The following is a 16,633-nucleotide window of genomic DNA, read 5'->3' as shown; positions in this document are numbered from 1 at the left end:
AAACGCGCTTTGCCCAAGGTGCCGCAGCCTTGCGTCGGCGCCTCAGCTGGGCAAGTGTGCATCGTCTACCGACTACAATGGTCGGAACAATTGTGGTTCGTGGCGGCATGGGATCGATTCGAGGCTCTCTCTCCTTTCTGATCGCCGGCGCCGCCATGCTGACCCTGCTGGCGGCGGCCGGCCTGCTGTTCGCGGTGCGGACTTCCGATTTCGCGGTCGAGCGTCTCACCGTGTCGCAGCGCCGGCTCGACCTGCTGGCCGAAGCCTCCGGACGTCTGACCGACTACGCCTTTGCCGCCATCGACAGCGCCCAGACCGCAGCCTCCAGCCGCCTGCGCCTGACTGCCCTGAAGAACCAGATCGACACCGTGCTGACGGCGGCCGGCGCCGACCCCTGGCAGGGCGAAACCATCCCCGGCCGCGTCGAGACGCCGGAGCGCATGCTGGCACTGCTGCGCGCGGATATCGCCGGCCTGGACGCGTCCATCACCGCCGGGCTCGAGCAATCGGATAGTGCGGCCCGCGGCGATACCATCCGCGGTGCCCTCAACGGCTTCGGCCTCAGCGCTGGTCCGCGCTTGTCCGCCTTGGTCGAGGCCGAGCGGCAGGCCGTCAAGCTGGCGCGCGAGGACATCGCCCGCACTTCCCAGCGCCTGACCATCGCGGCCATCGCCGCGGCGATCCTGGCCATTCTGATCGCGATCCTGCTGCACCAGCGCATCATCCGGCCGCTGCTGCGCCGAATCAGCGCCATCGACGACGCCGCCATCGCCATCGGTCGCGGCAAGCTCGATACCAGGCTCGCCGTCGGGGCGCGCGACGAACTCGGCCTGCTGGTGGCGCGCTTCAACCGCATGGCGGCCTCGCTGGCCAGACGCGAACATAAATTGTCGCTGGACAGGGCGGCACTCGAACGCATCGTGGCCGAGCGCACGGCCGATCTCACCACCGCCAATGAGAGGCTGGCCGGCATCGACCGTTCGCGCCGGCGCTTCTTTGCCGATGTCAGCCATGAGCTGCGCACCCCGCTCACCGTGGTGCTGGGCGAATGCGACATCGCCCTGCGAGCGCCCTCGATCAGCCCCGAGGAAACCCGCACCACTTTCACCACCATCCGTCAGCGCGCCTTCCGCCTGCATCGGCGCGTCGAGGACATGCTGCGCGTCGCGCGCTCGGAAAGCGGCGAGATCACCCTCGATTTCCGCCGCATCGACCTGGCGCGCCTGCTGGCGGACACCGTGGAGAGCTACGCGCCTGTGGCCAGGCGCCACCAGCTCGAAATTGCGCTCGTCCTGCCCGAATCGCCCGGCGACATCGTCGCCGACGGCGATTGGATCCGCCAGGTGATCGAGGGGCTGATCGACAATGCCATCCGCCATGCCAAGGGCGCCACACGCATCGAGGTGCGCCTGGAAGATAGCCCGGACGCCGCCGGCATCTTCGTCAGCGACAATGGCTGCGGCATTCCCGCCGAGGCACGGGAGCAGGTGTTCGAGCGTTTCGTCAGCCGCAACGGCGCTGCCTCTTCAGGCTTCGGCATCGGCCTGGCCTTGGCCCAGTGGGTTATCGCGCGACATCACGGCAGCATCGTTATAGCATCGGATCCAAACACCGAGCGCGGTACGCGGGTGGCGATCACGCTGCCTCGAGCTGCCGAAGGGAATACGCACACAGGATTTGCATCATGAATGTATTGCTCGTCGAAGATGATGCCGACATTGGCTCGATGCTCAGCAGGGGCCTCAAGGTCGAGGGATTCGACGTCACCACGGTGGAACGGGCGGACCAGGCCCTCGACACTGCCCGGGACATCAACCCCTGCGCGGTGGTGCTGGACATGATCCTGCCCGACGGTTCGGGGCTCGATGTCTGCCGGGCCTTGCGCGAGACCGGCTATACGGGACCGATCCTGTTCGTCAGCGCCAAGGACGAAGTGCAGGATCGGGTCGACGGCCTCACCGCCGGCGCGGACGACTACATCGTCAAGCCTTTTCAGTTCGATGAATTGGTGGCGCGGCTTCGCACCCACCTCCTGCATCGGTCCGGCACCTCGGATGAACATGAGCGCCTGATCGTCGGGCGCCTCGTGCTCGATCACGAGACGCGCCAGGCCCATTACGGCACCGTGCATGTGCGCCTGACGCAGCGGGAGGCTGAATTGCTCGCCCTGCTGATGCAGAGCGCCAACCATCCCGTCTCGCGCGGCGAGATCTTCGACCGCCTCTGGGCCACGCAGGGGGGCGTCTCGCTCAATGTCGTCGATGTCTATGTCGGCTATCTCAGAACCAAATTCGCCGACATCACCCGCGTCGGCGGACCGCTGATCGGTACGGTTCGCGGCCGCGGCTTCATGCTCGACATGGCAGGCAATCGGTCCGGACGCTGAGCAGCGGCTGCCACGATGTTGCACGCGGTGGATCCGCACCGGCGGGTCCCCATGATTCCTTGTGCCTCAAAAACGGTGCGTCACAAAACCCAATCGTTTTCACTTGCGGTATTGATGGAAGACGTGGATAGTGTTGTTGGTAATGATCTTGGTATCATCCAAGATTAATACTTATAAATTCCTTATGAAAAAGCTCACAAACCAAGCAACGGAGGAATTGAAATGCGCTGGACCAAACCTGAAATCATCGAGTTCTGCGTTGGAATGGAAGTGACGGGCTATATGTCCGATGAGGACCTGCCGCCGGAATTCTAAGTTGAACCGGCGACAGCAACGGAATCGGGGTCGTGCAGGCAAGCTTGCATACCATCGTTCTCGGGGCGGCGGCCGGGGGTGGGGTTCCGCAATGGAACTGTGCTTGCCCGGTCTGCCGTCTGGCGTGGGCCGGGGATCCTAGGGTCCGGCCGCGCACCCAGTCGAGTATCGCGGTTTCGGTAAACGGGGAGGATTGGCTCTTGCTCAATGCCTCGCCTGACATCCGCCAGCAACTCCAGGCTGTGCCTGCGCTCCAGCCCGGGGATCCATCGCATCACAAGGGGTCCGCGCGCCACTCGCCGATTGCTGCGGTGCTTTTGACCAACGGTGATGTCGACCATGTTGCCGGCCTGCTGGGCCTGCGCGAGCGCCAGGCTTTCACGCTCTATGGCACGGCCGAGACGCTGGATAGCCTCGCCGGCAACCGGATCTTCGACGTGCTGGCGCGCGACCTCGTCGACCGAAAGGCGGTAAGGCCGGGCCAGAGCTTTGAGGCCCTGCCGGGCCTGACCGTGACCCTGGTACCGGTTCCGGGAAAACTGCCGCTCTGGCGCGAGAACGAACCGATGCGTCTGGGCGAGGAGAGCGAAGCGACGGTGGGCGTGATCCTGGCCGGCGGCGGCAGGCGGATCGCCTATATTCCGGGCTGCGCCGACGTGCCGCCCTGGCTGCGCGAAACCATTGCCGGTGCCGATCTGTTGTTGTTCGACGGTACGCTGTGGGAGGACGACGAGATGATCCGGCACGGCTTGGGCACCAAGACGGGGCGGCGCATGGGTCATATGCCGATTGCCGGCCCCGACGGATCGATGGCCGCCCTCGCCGGCCTGCCCGTGGAACAGCGGGTCTTCATCCATCTCAACAATACCAATCCGGTCCTGGTGGAGGATTCGCCTCAAAGGCAGGCGGTCGAGACGGCGGGTTGGCAGGTCGCCCATGACGGCATGGTATTTTCGCTATGACAACGCTCCTTTCCCCCGCCGCGCTGGAAGCTGCCTTGCGCGATATCGGCCATCGGCGCTACCACAATCTCCATCCCTTCCATGCCGCCTTGCATGGCGGCCGGCTGAGCCGCGACCAGGTCAGGGCCTGGGCCCTCAACCGTTATTTCTACCAGGCCATGATCCCGGTGAAGGACGCCACTATCCTCGCCCGCATGCAGGACCCGGGGCTGCGGCGGATCTGGCGCCAGCGCATCGTCGATCATGACGGCACCGGTGATGGCGATGGCGGGCTGGAGCGTTGGCTCAAGCTGACCGACAGCCTGGATTTCCCGCGCGATTACGTCGTCTCCACCCGCGGCCTGCTGCCGGTGACCCGCTATGCCGTGCAAGCCTATGTCGATTTCGTGCGCGACCGCTCGCTCCTGGAGGCGATCGCCTCCTCCCTCACCGAGCTGTTCGCGCCCACCATCATTTCCGAACGCCTTGCCGGCATGCTGGCGAGCTATGATTTCATCTCCCCTCAGGCCCTCGCCTATTTCGACAAGCGCCTGTCGCAGGCCCCCCGCGATGCCGATTTCGCGCTCGATTATGTCAAGCGCCACGCCACCAGCATCGCCCTGCAGCAATCCGTCCTCGCCGCCCTCGCCTTCAAATGTGACGTGCTGTGGGCGCAGCTCGACGGCCTGCATCACGCCTATGTGACACCCGGCCTGCCGCCGCCCGGCGCCTGGATTCCAGGCATGGAGCTGGCATCATGAGCACGCTCTCCGCCGAGGACGTCCCCAGCCTGCCGCGCGGGGTCAGGCTCCGCTTCGACAGCGTCCGCAACAAGCACATGCTGCTGGCGCCCGAGCGTGCCTTCGGCCTCGATGCGGTGGCCGCCAGCGTGGTGGAACTGGTCGACGGCCAACGCAGCGTCGGCGCGATCTGCGATCTGCTCGCCGAACGCTATGGCGAAAAGCGCGAGGTGATCGAGGGCGATGTCATCGCCATGCTCGACGATCTCCTCACCAAGCGGGTGATCGAGCGATGACGAACCACGCCCGCATCCCCAATCCGATCGGCCTGCTGGCCGAGCTCACCCATCGCTGCCCGTTGCGCTGCCCCTATTGCTCCAACCCGCTCGAACTCGACCACCGCGCGCAGGAAATGGACACAGCGACCTGGAAGCGCGTGTTCTCGGAGGCCGCCGCCCTCGGCGTCCTGCATGTGCATCTGTCCGGCGGCGAGCCGACGGCCCGGCCCGACATCGTCGAGCTGACCGCCCATTGTGCCGAACTCGGCCTCTACACCAATTTGATCACGGCCGGTGTCGGCGCGGCCGATGCCCGGCTCGAGGCCCTCGCCGAGGCCGGTCTCGACCATGTGCAGCTGTCGATCCAGGCTGCAACCGCGCAAACGGCGGAACATATCGGCGGCCTGGCCGGAGCCCATGCCAGGAAGCGCGACTTCGCCCGACATGTGGTGGCGCTCGGCCTGCCGCTGACGGTGAATGCCGTGATCCATCGCGCCAATATCGGCGAGGTTGGCGACATCATCGATCTTGCCGTCGAGATGCAGGCCAAGCGCGTCGAAATCGCCCACACCCAGTATTACGGCTGGGCGCAGCGCAACCGCGCCGCCTTGATGCCGACGCGCGCCGAGGCCGATGCCTCGATCGCTTTGGTGGAGGAGGCACGCGAAAGGCTGAAAGGCCGCATCGTCATCGACCTCGTCGTGCCCGACTATTATTCAGCCTATCCCAAGCCCTGCAACGGCGGCTGGGCGCGGCGGACCTTCAACGTCACGCCATCGGGCAAGATCCTGCCCTGCCATGCTGCCGAAACCATCCCCCACCTCGAATTCTGGTCGGTGCGTGAGCATACGCTGGCAGAGGCGTGGCTGAACTCGCCGGCCTTCAATGCCTATCGTGGCACCGACTGGATGCCGGATCCCTGCCGCAGCTGCGAGCGCCGGGAACGCGACTGGGGCGGCTGCCGCTGCCAGGCCCTGGCCCTGACCGGCGATGCCGGCGTGACCGATCCAGCCTGCCACAAATCGCCCTGGCACGACCGCATGCAGGCCCTGGCCGCCAGCGAATCGGCCGTTTCCTCACCGCCGGCCTATGACTACCGCGTCATGACGGCCGCTCCCCGACCGATGGAAGGACAGCCGGCATGAATGATCGTGCACGTCGCAAGCCGGGAAGAGCATGGCTGTCCGCCCCGGCCCTCCTGGTCCTCGCCGGTGCTGCCCATGCGGCCGCGGCGACGCCGGACGCCGCCACCCTACTGTTCGAAGAACCCCAGCTCGACAAGACCGCCGTCAACCAGGTGCTCACCTACGCCTACCACCGCAAGAGCGCCGACGACAAACTCTACGGTGCCTCCTTCGACGACACCATCCGCCTCACCCTCGACAAGGGCGAGACGGAGCAGACCCGCACGGTGCAGGTCCAGCTCTTCAGCGGTGCGCACCGACGCGCCGCCGGGCCGTTCGAGAACATGAGCGGCAATCCGGTGCTGAGCCTCTTCCTCGAGCATCATATCGGCGTGCTCGCCGAGGCCTACCAGGCCAATCCGCGCTATTTCAAAACGGCCATCCGTACGGCCCTGCGCGACAAGGCCGAGGTGAAGCCGGCTGAAATCCCCTTCGAGGGCCGCTCCCTTCCCGGCTGGCGCGTCTCGATCCAGCCCTTCAGCGACGACCCGAACAAGGCCCGGCTCAACGGGTTGGACACGCTGCGCTACGAATTCCTGGTGGCCAGGGACCTGCCCGGCGAGATCGCCCGCATCGAAGTCTCGGCGCCAGGAAAGAACAGCCCGCTGCTCGACGAAGGAATTTCCTATGAGGCCAAGCCTGACTGACACGCTTCTGGCATTGCTGATGCTGGCAGCCACGGCCGCTCCCGCGTTCGCCGCTGAGGTCGAGAACGACTATCCGACCAAGGCGCGAGTCGACTATGTGATCGGTTGCATGGCCGCCAATGGCGAGACGCGGGAAGCCATGGAACGGTGCGCCTGCTCGATCGACGTGATTGCCTCCATCCTGCCCTATGACGGCTATGAGAGGGCCGAAACCATCCTGTCCATGCGCCAGGGTGTCGGCCAGCAGTCCGCCATCTTCCGCAGCACCAAGCAGTTCGACGATGTCGTCGCCAATCTCCGGCGCACCCAGGCCGAAGCCGAGATCCGCTGCTTCAAATAGGATTTCCAGGCACTCAGCCGTTCAGGGTCGCGCCATCCCACAGCGGTTCCAGACGCTGCCGGGCCTGCGCGACGATCTCCCTGTAATCGGGCTTGAAGGGCGTAGCCAATTGCTTTTCGAGATGGCCGAGAAGCCCGAGAAGGACGGCACATTCGGCTGTACTCTGGAAACAGGTGCCTGCCGGCGTGGCATCTGTTTTTGGATCGCACCAGCGCGACAGCAGTTCGAACAGGACGACGGCCTCGTTGGCATCGAGACCGATTTCGACGGTATCCTGCGTTTCCGGGCTTTCGGTCATGGCCTGATCACATCGCGGTGTTTCAGCGGCAATGTTGCGCACGACACGCTATGTGATCGATCCGAGGAGGCACGTCAAAGAGTTCCTCAACTGCCTCCATCCGCGGGAAAGGCGCGCTTGAACTCGTTCCCTTCCGTGTCCTTGGCATCGACGGAGATCGGCTGGCCGTCCTTGTCATAGCTGAAGCGGAAGGTCGGATCCTCGCTGAGCGAGATGCCGCCCTCCATGGAGAAGATCGGTCTCTGCCCCTGGGTGACCGCCAGGGTCTGCACGAACCAGGCCGGCGTGTAGAGCCGCGTCACCTGATCCATCTGCATGCCGGAATAATTGGGGTGGCGGATCTGAATCTGGGCTTCCTTGCTGCCCGTCCCGGAGAAGTCGCGAAAGCGCATCTTGCCCAGATTGGCCTTGGCCTCCACAGGATCCTTGCCGGCCGGAGCCGAGCAGCCGCCGGCCGCTTTCACGAAAGCCTTGGTCATGTGCAGCCTGCCGTCGCTGGTCTCACCGACCGCCCGGACATAGGAATAGGAGTTGACGCGGATGCGCGTCGACAGGCTGAACTGCCTGCGCCCCTCGCCGAGTTTGAAGGCAGCGACCAGCGGCGAGGGATTCTCGTCCACCACCAGGGTGATCGCCCTGATCGTGCGGCTGTCATCCGCCGGCAGGTCGACATGCACTTCGATCGGCACCAGCGCCGCATCCTCGGCCCTGACCGGCGCACTCAATCGCAAGACCGGCTCGGCATCGATGGTCTTTTCGCCGAAGAGATCCGGGCGGATCGACTCCCAGCTCGCCTCGCTCGGTGTGTCACCGGCCTCGGCCCAGCCCGGGATGGCGAGGAGCATGAGCGCGACCAGCCCCGTCCCACCCAGGAAGCGGCGGCGCGAAGGGCACGATCCTGCCCGTTTTTCAAGAAAGGTCATCGTCCATCTCCCTTTCTGATGCCGGCGGCACGAAGACAGCCGTTCACGGCCGCGGCTTGACCGTCTCCAGGGCCAGGCCTGCGCCCTTCCAGCCATCGACGCCGTCGGCATACCAATAGACCCGGCCATAGCCATAGCCGAGCGCCCGCTTGGCGGCGTTCCACGACATCCAGCAGTCCTTCTTGCAGAAGAACACCAGCGCCTCCTCACGGCGGCCATGGGTCAACTCGGCGAGGCTACGCTTGAAATAATCCTCCGTCGCCGCCGCCAGCGCACCGCGCCCGACTTCCGGCAGCCATACCGCGCCGACAATGGTTTCATGCGGCGGATCGCGCCATAGCGTACCGGCAGGAAGCTCGGCAGGCTTCGGGGGATGCGGCAGGACATCGACGAAGATGGCCCCTCGCTGCTTCCAGAGTGCCTCGGCCCGCGCCGTATCCAGGACCGTGGCTCCGGCGAGCGTCGCCGGTGTCGGTGCCCTGTAGTCGTCGAGACGATAGCCGCTCGGCTCGGGCGGGGAACCGGCATGGGCGGGCAGTGTCGCAAGGGCCAGGACCAGAAAGACAGCACTGCGCGCGATCGGCCTGATCATCGCCTTATTCCTGCACCTGGCCCGCGGCGAGATTGGGCCGCTCGGCCGGCAGACTGTCGACGGAAACCTGCGGCACCCCATAGTCGGACAGCACCTGCGCGATCTCCTTGCTATGCTTGCGGATGGCAGCGTTGAGCGTGTGCTTCCATTGCGTCTCGTTGGCCCGGATGCCGAAGGTGATGCGATAGGCCAGGAGCGGGCGCTCGCTTTCCTGTACGAGCGGAATGACCTTGAGAGGCTTGGCCGCCTTGCCGGCGTAATAGCCGGCGATCGGCCCCCAAAGCAGCGCACCGTCGGTGTTTCCGGCGACGAGATCGTCGATGGCTTCCTTGCCCGCCGCATTGTCCTGCTGATCCAGCGTCAGCCCATAGCTCCTGGCGTTGGCGATCAAGCCAAGACGCTGCAGGTGGTCGCCCGGCGGGGTGCCGGCGATGATGCCGAATCGACGGCCCTTGAGGGCGGGATCCTCCAGCTTGGTGACGCCGGCCAGCGGCCCGTCCGCCTTGACCACGAGGACATAGGTCGACGCATAGTAGGGATTGGTGTGCTGGGTGAGATCGGAGCCCGAGGCGGCCCCGATGATCACGTCGCACAGGCCGGTGCCCAGCGTGTTGCGCACGAAGCCCATGCCTTGCTGCAGCCAGTAATAGCGCACCGGCCGCTGCAACTCCTTGGCGACGATCTCGGCGATGCGGTTCTCGAACCCTTCCTGGCGGCGGTTCGAGAACGGCATGTTGGCAGGGTCCGAGCAGACGCGCAGATTGGCCTTGTCGACGAGTTCCGGCACCTGCTGGGCATTGGCGGGATTCAAACCGAGCACCATCCCGGCCAGGACAAGGCCGGGAACAAGAAGCAGGCTGGACTCAGTTTGCCATGCAGGCCGTTTCGGCATCCTTGGCACTCTGCGGCTTGGGGTCGTGTTTTTCGGGACGGACACGTGCGAGGGCACCATCGCTGCGCGCCCGCAGATAAACATAGATGTCATCAAGATAGCACATCACGTTCCGGTTCGTGCCAAAAGTCGGCATCACCTTCTGGCTCGACGTGCTCACATCCTTGCGACCCTGGACCACGACAGTGGTGAACTGCTCATAATTCATCTTCTTCAGGGAATCGGTGAGCGCCGGCGCATAGGTCGAGCCTGCCCCGTCGGGGCCGTGGCAGACCGTGCATTCGGAATGGTAGCGCCGATAGCCGGAGAAGGTATACCAATCCACATTGCCATCTGCAGTGATGTTATAGGTCGGTGCACCCTCGGCATCGCTATACTTGCCGTCTTCACTGCTGGCCGGCTTGGCCGGGTCGGCGAAGGCCGAGGTCGCTGCGAAGAGGCCCAGCGCCAACGCCGTCAGGCCGAAGAGCGCGTTGCGATGCAGGGGGGCGGGGCGGTTCCCGGCTCGTGATTTCGTTGGATTGGCTTGAACAAGCAATCGTTTGTCTCCCACTCAGGGCACAGACCACCATTTCGCGGGCCGAAGGGCACCGAAAGCCGGAAGTCTTCGTTTTTGTCTGGCGAGGGGGCTGGGAAAGACGACGTCTCCCCAGCCCCGACGGGATGATCGGCCAAAGTGTTTGCAATTTGCCGATATCGACAAGGGGCGCAAAGACACCTGAGACAGCATGCCAGGGCAAACGCGCATTCACGGCGGAACGCGCCTTGCCCTGGCTGCTGCATCACGTGCTCATGGCAGCGCGAACACCGTCAGCTGTCCGCCGAGCGCCGTGTAGTTGTTGAGGGCTGCATAGCCGCCAACGGCACCCAGACCCGCATTCGGATCGGTCAGGCCTGCCGCCAGGCCGATGCCGGCCCAGCCACCGACACCCGAGAGCACGGCGATATATTGCTTGCCCTTGTGGGTGTAGGTCATCACGTTGCCGATGATGCCGGAGGGGGTCTTGAACTTGTAGAGTTCCTTACCCGTCTTGGCGTCGATCGCCTTCAGATAGCCTTCCAGCGTGCCGTAGAACACGACGCCACCGGCGGTCGCGAGCGGTCCGGACCACACCGAGAACTGCTCGGGCAGCGACCAGACGATCTTGCCCTTGGCAGCATCCCAGGCAATGAAGTTGCCCATGCCGCCATGGCTGTTGGGGGCCGGATACATCGACAAGGTAGCGCCGACATAGGGCTGGCCCGGGGTGTAGCTCACCTTGAACGGCTCGTAGTCCATGCAGACATGGTTGGTCGGCACGTAGAACAGGCCGGTCTTGGGCGAATAGGCCATCGGCTGCTGGTCCTTGGAGCCGAGAGCCGCGGGGCATACGCCCTTGGTGTTGACGTCTTCGCCATTCTGCTCGGTCGAATATTTGGCCACGACCAGCGGACGACCATAGGTCTTGCTGTTCTTGTCCATGTCGACCTTGGTGGCCCAGTTCACGACCGGGTCATACTTCTCGGCAACCAGGAGCTCGCCCGTCTCGCGGTCGAGGGTGTAGCCGAAGCCGTTGCGGTCCAGATGGACCAGGGCCTTGTGCTCCTTGCCGTCGATCTTGAGATCGACCAGCGGGACTTCGTTGACGCCGTCATAGTCCCATTCGTCATGGGGGGTCATCTGATAGACCCACTTGGCCATACCGGTGTCGGCATCGCGGGCGAAGATGGTCATCGACCACTTGTTGTCGCCCGGGCGCTGCTTGGGGTTCCAGGTCGAGGGGTTGCCGGAACCGTAATAGACCAGGTTCAGCTTGGGATCATAGGAATACCAGCCCCAGGTGCAGCCACCGCCGGTCTTCCATTGGTCGCCTTGCCAGGTCTTGATGCTGGAATCCTTGCCGATCGGCTTGCCGAGTTCGGTGGTCTTTTCCGGATCGACCAGCATTTCCTCGTCCGGGCCCATGGAATAGGCGCGCCAGGCTTGCTTGCCGGTCTTCAGGTCATAGGCGGTGACATGGCAGCGCACGCCGAATTCACCACCGGAAATGCCGACAAGGACCTTGTCCTTGACGGGCATGACGGTCGCGGTGTTGGTCTCGCCCTTTTTCGGGTCGCCGTTAACGACGGACCAGACCACCTTGCCGGTCTTGGCGTCGAGCGCCACGACGGTGGTGTCGGCCTGGTGCAGGAACACCTTGCCGTCTGCATAGGCCAGGCCGCGATTGACCGTGTCGCAGCACATCACGGGAATGACGTTCGGATCCTGCTTGGGATCGTAACGCCAGATGATCTTGCCTTCATTGTTGAGATCGAGGGCATAGACCGTGTTGGGAAACGGCGTATGGACATACATGATGTCGCCGACGACCAGCGGGGAGCCTTCATGGCCGCGCAGGACGCCTGTCGAGAATGTCCAGGAAACCTGGAGCTTCTTGACGTTTTCCGCAGTAATCTGGTCAAGTTTCGAATATCGAGTATTCGCATAATCGCCGGTCTGCAGCACCCACTGATTGGGGTCCTGCGTCAGCTTTTGTACTTCGTCATTGGCGTAGGCCTGCGCGCCGAATAACAGCGAGCAGACCACGCCCAGCCACGCTATCAATATTTTCATTGGGCTTCCTCCGAGTGGCCACACGCATGCCGTCCCGCCGGACCACATGCCGAACTTGATGTCGTTCTTCTAGCCTTGGGGATACCTCGTCTCTTCGACAGCGTGTCACAGCCGGCGGATCCGCCTCGTAGCCATAGGCATAAGCCGCTGGCTTTCGAATCGACACTGCGATCCCCATCACGGTGCCGTTGGAAGTCGAAGATGCGTTACCTTATGCAACGTGTTCAGTTCATGCAAGATTTGACTGACATGACACTAGATTTATTTTTACCTTATTATGGTGCGTCGCATCATTTATTGAGTGCACCGCAAAACCACGGCGGTACTATACGGTTCTTCGGCTGGGTACTGGCTATTCCCATTCGAGTTCGTGAAAGGCACTTGTGGCATTGCGTGGATTGAACTCGTCAAACAGCTGCCAGTTGTCGCGCTCGGATTGCCCGGCCCGTTCCGCCGCCTCACGCAATGTCCGTCCTTCGGCGATCATCGCGCGCACGTCGTCGCGCAGGCGCGTGAGATAGCGCCGCATCGGATCGGCCGCCGCCGGCCAGGGCATCGCGGCCGGACCATGGCCCGGCACGACACGGGCGGCCGGACGCGAGCGCAGGGTGTCGATCACGGCAATCCAGCCCATGAGGCTGCCGTCAAGCGCCGGGACGTGGCCGGCAAAGAGCAGGTCTCCCAGGAACCAGGTGTTCGTCTTCTCGTCCAGCACGGTGAGATCGGTGTTGGTATGGGCCGTCGGCCAGGCCTCCAGCAGGAGGCGGCGGCCGCCGAGATCGAGATCGAGCCGGTCCTTGACGAGCAAGGTGGGAGCGATCGCCTCGGTGCCGGCGAAGGCAGCCTCCCCGATCAGCCGGCGCGTCGCCGACAGATAGGTCCCGGCACGCGCGGACAGGGCCTCGGGCAGGTTGGCATGGCCGACGATCGTCACGCCCGGCAGGCGGAAGGCGGCATTGCCGAGCAGATGGTCGGGATGGACATGGGTGTCGATGACATAGCGAATCGGCTTGTCGGTACGGGCGCGGATGGCCGCCAACAGGGCAAGACCGGCCTGCCGCGAACCACCCGTATCGATGACCGCGACCGCCTCATTGCCAATGACGAAGCCGGCATTGCCGATAGCATCGGCATTGCCCGGCGCGGCCAGTTCATGCGGGGCGGCAAAAACGAAGACGCCCTCGGCTATTTCCGTCATCGGCAAGGGCGTCGGTAGCGTCTCAGCCGAAGCGAAGCCGGGAAGCAGGACAAGGCAGGCCGTCATCCAAAGCCGGGCCAGCATCACGAGCCGTTGCATCCTGCAAGCTCCTTCCTCGGCCACCGGCCTTACAAGCCGAAGCGCTCGGCAAATTCCCGGTGCCGCGTTTCGATCCAGGTCGAATGCCGGTCCTGGCGCGCTTCCACGATCGCGACCTCATGGAGGATGCGGGTGGGACGGGGGCTCAGAAACAGCAGCCGATCGGCCAGGCCGATCGCCTCGCGCACATTGTGGGTTACCATCAGAACCGTGATGCGATGGTCGGCGACTTCTGCCAGCAGGCAGGCGCGCAATTCCAGCGCGGCCTTGTCGTCGAGCGATACGAAGGGCTCGTCCAGCACCAGCAATTGCGGCTCCAGCGCCAGGGCGCGAGCCAGCGCGACGCGCCGCTGCAGGCCGAGCGACAGCGCATGCGGATAATGTGCGCGCCACTCGGAGAGGCCGAGCCGCCCGAACAGAGCGTCGAGGTCACGCCGGCGCTGCGACGGCGGCAAGGCGATGCGGACATTCTGTTCCACCGTCCGCCAAGGCAGCAAGCGCGGCTCCTGGAAGGTCACCCCGACCGTCAGCGCCGTGATGTCGGGCTCCACCCTGCCCTCGAAATCACGATCGAGCCCGAGCAGGATCTTCAGGGCCGTGGTCTTGCCGCAGCCTGAAGGCCCGATCAGGCAGGTGAATTCGCCCACGGCCAGCGAAAGGTCGAGCCCCCTGACGGCTTCCACGGCCCTGCCGCGATCATCGCGATAGATCTTGCTGGCGATGCTGAGGTCAAGCAAGAGCGGGGCGCCAGCGTCGGGCATGCTTCTCAAGGGGCTGCAGCAGGAGGAATTCGATAGCGAGCATGACGCAGGTGAAAGCGAGAGCATAACCCAGCACCGCCGTGACATCCGAAAGCTGGAAATAAAGTGAAATCGCGTAGCCGACCCCCGACGAGCGGCCGAGCAATTCGACCACCAGCACGATCTTCCAGACCAGGGCCAGGCCCGAACGCGCGGCCGCAGCGATGTAGGGCGCCAGCTGCGGCATCAGGACATGGCGCAGCCAGGTTCCGGCCGGAAAGCGATAGACATGGGCCATCTCCTCGAGATCGCGATCGAGGGCCCGCGTGCCCTCACGCAGCACCACGATGACATTGGGGACCTTGTTGAGGGCGACCGCCGTCACTGCCGCAGCTTCCGTCAGGCCGAGCCAGATGTAGCACAGCACGGCGATCACCAGGGCCGGCATGTTGAGCAGCACCAGGAGCCAGACATCGAAGGCTGCGTTGGCCCGGTGCCAGCGGCCGAGGACGATGCCGATGACGCTGCCGATCAGCATCGCCACGCCGAAGGCGCCGGCAACCCGCCACAGCGTGATGCCGATATTGGCGACCATGTCGCCGCGCCGGGTCTCCGCGACGATGAAGGCGAGCACCGCCGCGGGCGAGGGCAGCAGCGGGCCGTTGGCCAGCCTGGCCGCGACCTCCCAGATCGCCAGCAGGGCAAGCAGCGAGACCAACCGGGCCGTGAGGCCGGCTAGGCGTCCACTGCTCCAATCTGTCAGTGTCCGGCCCAATAGAGCCCCTCCGGAAGGGTGGCGGTCTTGCCGACCAGCTTCTCGCCGCCGAGTTCGGCCAGCTTGGCGTAGAGCTTGGCAGCATCGGCCCGTTCATCGGCGATCGCCCGGTTGGGAATGCCGGCAAGGAAGGTACGCCTGAGCACGTTATAGGTCGCCTCGTCATCGGCCTGCATCAGGGGTCGGAGCTGCGCCCAGATCGCCTCCTGGCTCGCCAGGGCCTGCTTGGCCTGCCTGGAGGCGGCGGCAAAGGCGGCGATGCGCTTGTCATGTTGCTCGTCGCCCCGTTTGAAGACATAGCCGATGAAGGAGATCGGCCCCTCGACGCCGAAGGAGCGCGCGACCTCGTCGGCGCCGATCAGGCGCTTGAAGCCCTTGGCTTCGAGACGCGCGCAGAAATTCCAATAGAGCAGTGCCGCATCGAGTTCGCCCTGTTCCAGCTTCATGCTCAGCAAGGGAGGCGCCCCGAACACCGGCTCGGCCACCTTGGCCAGGTCGATGCCGGCCTGGTGCCGGGCATAGGCCTGCAGCAGGATCCAGCTCTTGTCGAGCGCCCCGCCGGCCACGCCGATGCGCTTGCCGGCAAGGTCGGCGACCGTGGCGATCGTCGATCCCGGCGCCCGCATCACCGCCCCCTCCGAGGCCGAGAAGGGCAGGAACACGATGTCACGTCCCTCGCCGCGCATGCGCGCCGCCCAGAGCAGATCCGAGACGATGCTGTCGACGGCATCCCCGAGAAAGGCGATGCGCGCCGCATCGTTGGAGGCGAGCTTCAAGGGATCGATCCTCAAGCCCGCCGCCTCGTCCAGGCCGAGTGCCCGGATGGCAGCGAGCTCCCACTCGACCGTACCGAAGGATAGAACACCCACGCGCAACGGCGGCAGTTGCGCCCAGGCCGTTCCGGCAGAGCCAAGAAGTCCTCCCCCCAGACCGGCGCCCGCAAGCGCGAGAAATTGTCGCCGTTTCATCATTGCGGCAAACCGCCGTCGAAACCCGCCACGACGCGACCAACCCCATCAAATTGTTTCTGAAAAGGCTGCCGCTGCCGAACCGGGAGCGAGCCGAAATCGCCGGACATCAAGCACGCATCCTCCTTGTGCAGATAATATCTATTCTTGACAAGGAGTGTGATCATCATTCTTCATGCTGTCCAGTCACTTTACGTTGCGCCTAGACTGATTCACAACACAACACGACATGTGAAGAACAAAATAAGCAGAAATTAAGCTTAATCTTCGATGACTTCGGATGAATGGCCGAAAGGGAGAGAAAATGCGACAGGTCGCCGTCGGAATTCTTGCCTCTATCCTGATATCGAGCGCTGCACTCGCACAAGATGCAGCGCTCGGCGAAAAAGTATTCATCAAGTGTAAAGTTTGCCACCAGGTTGGAGAGACAGCCAAGAATGCCGTAGGCCCTGAGTTGAATGGAATAATCGGCCGTAAATCCGGATCGGTAGAAACTTATACCTATTCACCAGCAATGAAGAGTGCCGGCCTGACCTGGGCAGAGGACACTCTCTCAGAATATCTTAAGAGCCCAAAACAGAAGGTGCCCGGCAACAAGATGGCCTTTGTCGGCCTGTCGAAGCCCGACGACATCGCCAATGTCATCGCCTATCTCAAGCAGTTCGACGCCAGCGGCAAGAAGGCACCTTGAGGGGAGCGGCAACCACTGCACACCTAGACTGAA

19 protein-coding genes and 1 pseudogene are annotated in these 16,633 nt (G+C 64.0%); 9 read left to right on the top strand and 11 right to left on the bottom strand.

The window, feature by feature from the left end; genetic code table 11:
* Nucleotides 1–107 precede the first annotated feature (107 nt).
* From QM672_RS17770 to QM672_RS17735, 8 genes and pseudogenes are all read left to right on the top strand, one after another.
* A complete protein-coding gene (locus QM672_RS17770) occupies nucleotides 108–1,688 on the top strand; it encodes a sensor histidine kinase (RefSeq protein WP_311940515.1) in 1,581 nt (526 codons plus the stop codon).
* A complete protein-coding gene (locus QM672_RS17765; protein ID WP_367624942.1) occupies nucleotides 1,685–2,386 on the top strand; it encodes a response regulator transcription factor in 702 nt (233 codons plus the stop codon). Before QM672_RS17770 ends, QM672_RS17765 begins: the two co-directional genes overlap by 4 nt.
* Before the next feature lie 222 nt (nucleotides 2,387–2,608).
* On the top strand, nucleotides 2,609–2,701 hold the full coding sequence (gene pqqA, locus QM672_RS17760) for a pyrroloquinoline quinone precursor peptide PqqA (protein ID WP_068288997.1): 93 nt from the start codon (nucleotides 2,609–2,611) through the stop codon (nucleotides 2,699–2,701).
* Nucleotides 2,702–2,745: 44 nt separating this feature from the next.
* A complete protein-coding gene (pqqB, locus tag QM672_RS17755) occupies nucleotides 2,746–3,663 on the top strand; it encodes a pyrroloquinoline quinone biosynthesis protein PqqB (RefSeq protein WP_311940509.1) in 918 nt (305 codons plus the stop codon).
* Nucleotides 3,660–4,678 (top strand): annotated as a pseudogene (pqqC, locus tag QM672_RS17750) (pyrroloquinoline-quinone synthase PqqC). Before pqqB ends, pqqC begins: the two are co-directional and overlap by 4 nt.
* A complete protein-coding gene (gene pqqE / locus QM672_RS17745) occupies nucleotides 4,675–5,805 on the top strand; it encodes a pyrroloquinoline quinone biosynthesis protein PqqE (protein ID WP_415084138.1) in 1,131 nt (376 codons plus the stop codon). Before pqqC ends, pqqE begins: the two are co-directional and overlap by 4 nt.
* The gene (locus QM672_RS17740) at nucleotides 5,802–6,491 is read left to right on the top strand and encodes a hypothetical protein (protein WP_311940506.1); all 690 of its coding nucleotides are present in this window, start codon (nucleotides 5,802–5,804) and stop codon (nucleotides 6,489–6,491) included. Before pqqE ends, QM672_RS17740 begins: the two co-directional genes overlap by 4 nt.
* Nucleotides 6,472–6,831: a hypothetical protein gene (locus tag QM672_RS17735; protein WP_394313236.1), complete on the top strand. Its 360-nt coding sequence runs from the start codon at nucleotides 6,472–6,474 to the stop codon at nucleotides 6,829–6,831. Before QM672_RS17740 ends, QM672_RS17735 begins: the two co-directional genes overlap by 20 nt.
* 13 nt (nucleotides 6,832–6,844) lie before the next feature.
* On the opposite strand, the gene QM672_RS17730 is transcribed toward QM672_RS17735, so the two are convergent.
* From QM672_RS17730 to QM672_RS17680, 11 genes are all read right to left on the bottom strand, one after another.
* Nucleotides 6,845–7,129 (bottom strand): hypothetical protein, encoded by a 285-nt coding sequence (locus QM672_RS17730; RefSeq protein WP_311940504.1) that lies wholly within the window; start codon nucleotides 7,127–7,129, stop codon nucleotides 6,845–6,847.
* 86 nt (nucleotides 7,130–7,215) lie between these two features.
* Nucleotides 7,216–8,052, bottom strand: coding sequence for a quinoprotein dehydrogenase-associated SoxYZ-like carrier (locus QM672_RS17725; protein ID WP_311940503.1), 837 nt, complete (start codon nucleotides 8,050–8,052; stop codon nucleotides 7,216–7,218).
* A gap of 43 nt (nucleotides 8,053–8,095) precedes the next feature.
* Nucleotides 8,096–8,644, bottom strand: a complete 549-nt coding sequence (locus tag QM672_RS17720) for a PQQ-dependent catabolism-associated CXXCW motif protein (RefSeq protein ID WP_394313240.1) — start codon at nucleotides 8,642–8,644, stop codon at nucleotides 8,096–8,098.
* Between the two features lie 4 nt (nucleotides 8,645–8,648).
* Nucleotides 8,649–9,464 carry a substrate-binding domain-containing protein gene (locus tag QM672_RS17715; RefSeq protein ID WP_415084226.1) on the bottom strand — a complete coding sequence of 272 codons (816 nt, stop codon included), beginning with the start codon at nucleotides 9,462–9,464 and terminating at the stop codon, nucleotides 8,649–8,651.
* Between the two features lie 43 nt (nucleotides 9,465–9,507).
* Nucleotides 9,508–9,987, bottom strand: coding sequence for a c-type cytochrome, methanol metabolism-related (locus tag QM672_RS17710; protein WP_376717733.1), 480 nt, complete (start codon nucleotides 9,985–9,987; stop codon nucleotides 9,508–9,510).
* Between the two features lie 339 nt (nucleotides 9,988–10,326).
* Entirely contained in the window at nucleotides 10,327–12,129 is a 1,803-nt protein-coding gene (xoxF5, locus tag QM672_RS17705; protein ID WP_311940499.1) for a lanthanide-dependent methanol dehydrogenase XoxF5, read from the bottom strand.
* A gap of 352 nt (nucleotides 12,130–12,481) precedes the next feature.
* Nucleotides 12,482–13,426 carry a quinoprotein relay system zinc metallohydrolase 2 gene (locus QM672_RS17700; RefSeq protein WP_415084134.1) on the bottom strand — a complete coding sequence of 315 codons (945 nt, stop codon included), beginning with the start codon at nucleotides 13,424–13,426 and terminating at the stop codon, nucleotides 12,482–12,484.
* Nucleotides 13,427–13,455: 29 nt separating this feature from the next.
* On the bottom strand, nucleotides 13,456–14,187 hold the full coding sequence (locus QM672_RS17695) for an ABC transporter ATP-binding protein (protein ID WP_311940496.1): 732 nt from the start codon (nucleotides 14,185–14,187) through the stop codon (nucleotides 13,456–13,458).
* Nucleotides 14,156–14,941 (bottom strand): ABC transporter permease, encoded by a 786-nt coding sequence (locus tag QM672_RS17690; RefSeq protein WP_415084131.1) that lies wholly within the window; start codon nucleotides 14,939–14,941, stop codon nucleotides 14,156–14,158. The genes QM672_RS17695 and QM672_RS17690 overlap by 32 nt, the downstream gene beginning before the upstream one ends.
* Nucleotides 14,926–15,912 carry an ABC transporter substrate-binding protein gene (locus tag QM672_RS17685; protein WP_311940492.1) on the bottom strand — a complete coding sequence of 329 codons (987 nt, stop codon included), beginning with the start codon at nucleotides 15,910–15,912 and terminating at the stop codon, nucleotides 14,926–14,928. The genes QM672_RS17690 and QM672_RS17685 overlap by 16 nt, the downstream gene beginning before the upstream one ends.
* Nucleotides 15,909–16,079 (bottom strand): hypothetical protein, encoded by a 171-nt coding sequence (locus QM672_RS17680; RefSeq protein ID WP_415084129.1) that lies wholly within the window; start codon nucleotides 16,077–16,079, stop codon nucleotides 15,909–15,911. Before QM672_RS17680 ends, QM672_RS17685 begins: the two co-directional genes overlap by 4 nt.
* A gap of 134 nt (nucleotides 16,080–16,213) precedes the next feature.
* Here QM672_RS17680 and QM672_RS17675 point away from each other — a divergent pair, with 134 nt between their 5' ends.
* The gene (locus QM672_RS17675; RefSeq protein WP_068289025.1) at nucleotides 16,214–16,600 is read left to right on the top strand and encodes a c-type cytochrome; all 387 of its coding nucleotides are present in this window, start codon (nucleotides 16,214–16,216) and stop codon (nucleotides 16,598–16,600) included.
* Nucleotides 16,601–16,633 lie beyond the last annotated feature (33 nt).

Source organism: Labrys sp. (in: a-proteobacteria), assembly GCF_047605565.1.
GTDB lineage: Bacteria > Pseudomonadota > Alphaproteobacteria > Rhizobiales > Labraceae > Labrys > Labrys neptuniae.
This window is presented reverse-complemented; position numbering and strand designations above follow the sequence as displayed.

Bases quoted from the DNA above. Each gene is read 5' to 3' on its own strand.
- QM672_RS17770 (WP_311940515.1), top strand. From the start codon at position 108: ATGGGATCGATTCGAGGCTCTCTCTCCTTTCTGATCGCCGGCGCCGCC.
- QM672_RS17765 (WP_367624942.1), top strand. From the start codon at position 1,685: ATGAATGTATTGCTCGTCGAAGATGATGCCGACATTGGCTCGATGCTC.
- QM672_RS17725 (WP_311940503.1), bottom strand. From the start codon at position 8,052: ATGACCTTTCTTGAAAAACGGGCAGGATCGTGCCCTTCGCGCCGCCGC.
- QM672_RS17675 (WP_068289025.1), top strand. From the start codon at position 16,214: ATGCGACAGGTCGCCGTCGGAATTCTTGCCTCTATCCTGATATCGAGC.
- pqqE (WP_415084138.1), top strand. From the start codon at position 4,675: ATGACGAACCACGCCCGCATCCCCAATCCGATCGGCCTGCTGGCCGAG.
- QM672_RS17695 (WP_311940496.1), bottom strand. From the start codon at position 14,187: ATGCCCGACGCTGGCGCCCCGCTCTTGCTTGACCTCAGCATCGCCAGC.
- QM672_RS17685 (WP_311940492.1), bottom strand. From the start codon at position 15,912: ATGATGAAACGGCGACAATTTCTCGCGCTTGCGGGCGCCGGTCTGGGG.
- QM672_RS17680 (WP_415084129.1), bottom strand. From the start codon at position 16,079: ATGATGATCACACTCCTTGTCAAGAATAGATATTATCTGCACAAGGAG.
- QM672_RS17700 (WP_415084134.1), bottom strand. From the start codon at position 13,426: ATGCAACGGCTCGTGATGCTGGCCCGGCTTTGGATGACGGCCTGCCTT.
- QM672_RS17740 (WP_311940506.1), top strand. From the start codon at position 5,802: ATGAATGATCGTGCACGTCGCAAGCCGGGAAGAGCATGGCTGTCCGCC.
- QM672_RS17720 (WP_394313240.1), bottom strand. From the start codon at position 8,644: ATGATCAGGCCGATCGCGCGCAGTGCTGTCTTTCTGGTCCTGGCCCTT.
- xoxF5 (WP_311940499.1), bottom strand. From the start codon at position 12,129: ATGAAAATATTGATAGCGTGGCTGGGCGTGGTCTGCTCGCTGTTATTC.
- QM672_RS17735 (WP_394313236.1), top strand. From the start codon at position 6,472: ATGAGGCCAAGCCTGACTGACACGCTTCTGGCATTGCTGATGCTGGCA.
- QM672_RS17730 (WP_311940504.1), bottom strand. From the start codon at position 7,129: ATGACCGAAAGCCCGGAAACGCAGGATACCGTCGAAATCGGTCTCGAT.
- pqqA (WP_068288997.1), top strand. From the start codon at position 2,609: ATGCGCTGGACCAAACCTGAAATCATCGAGTTCTGCGTTGGAATGGAA.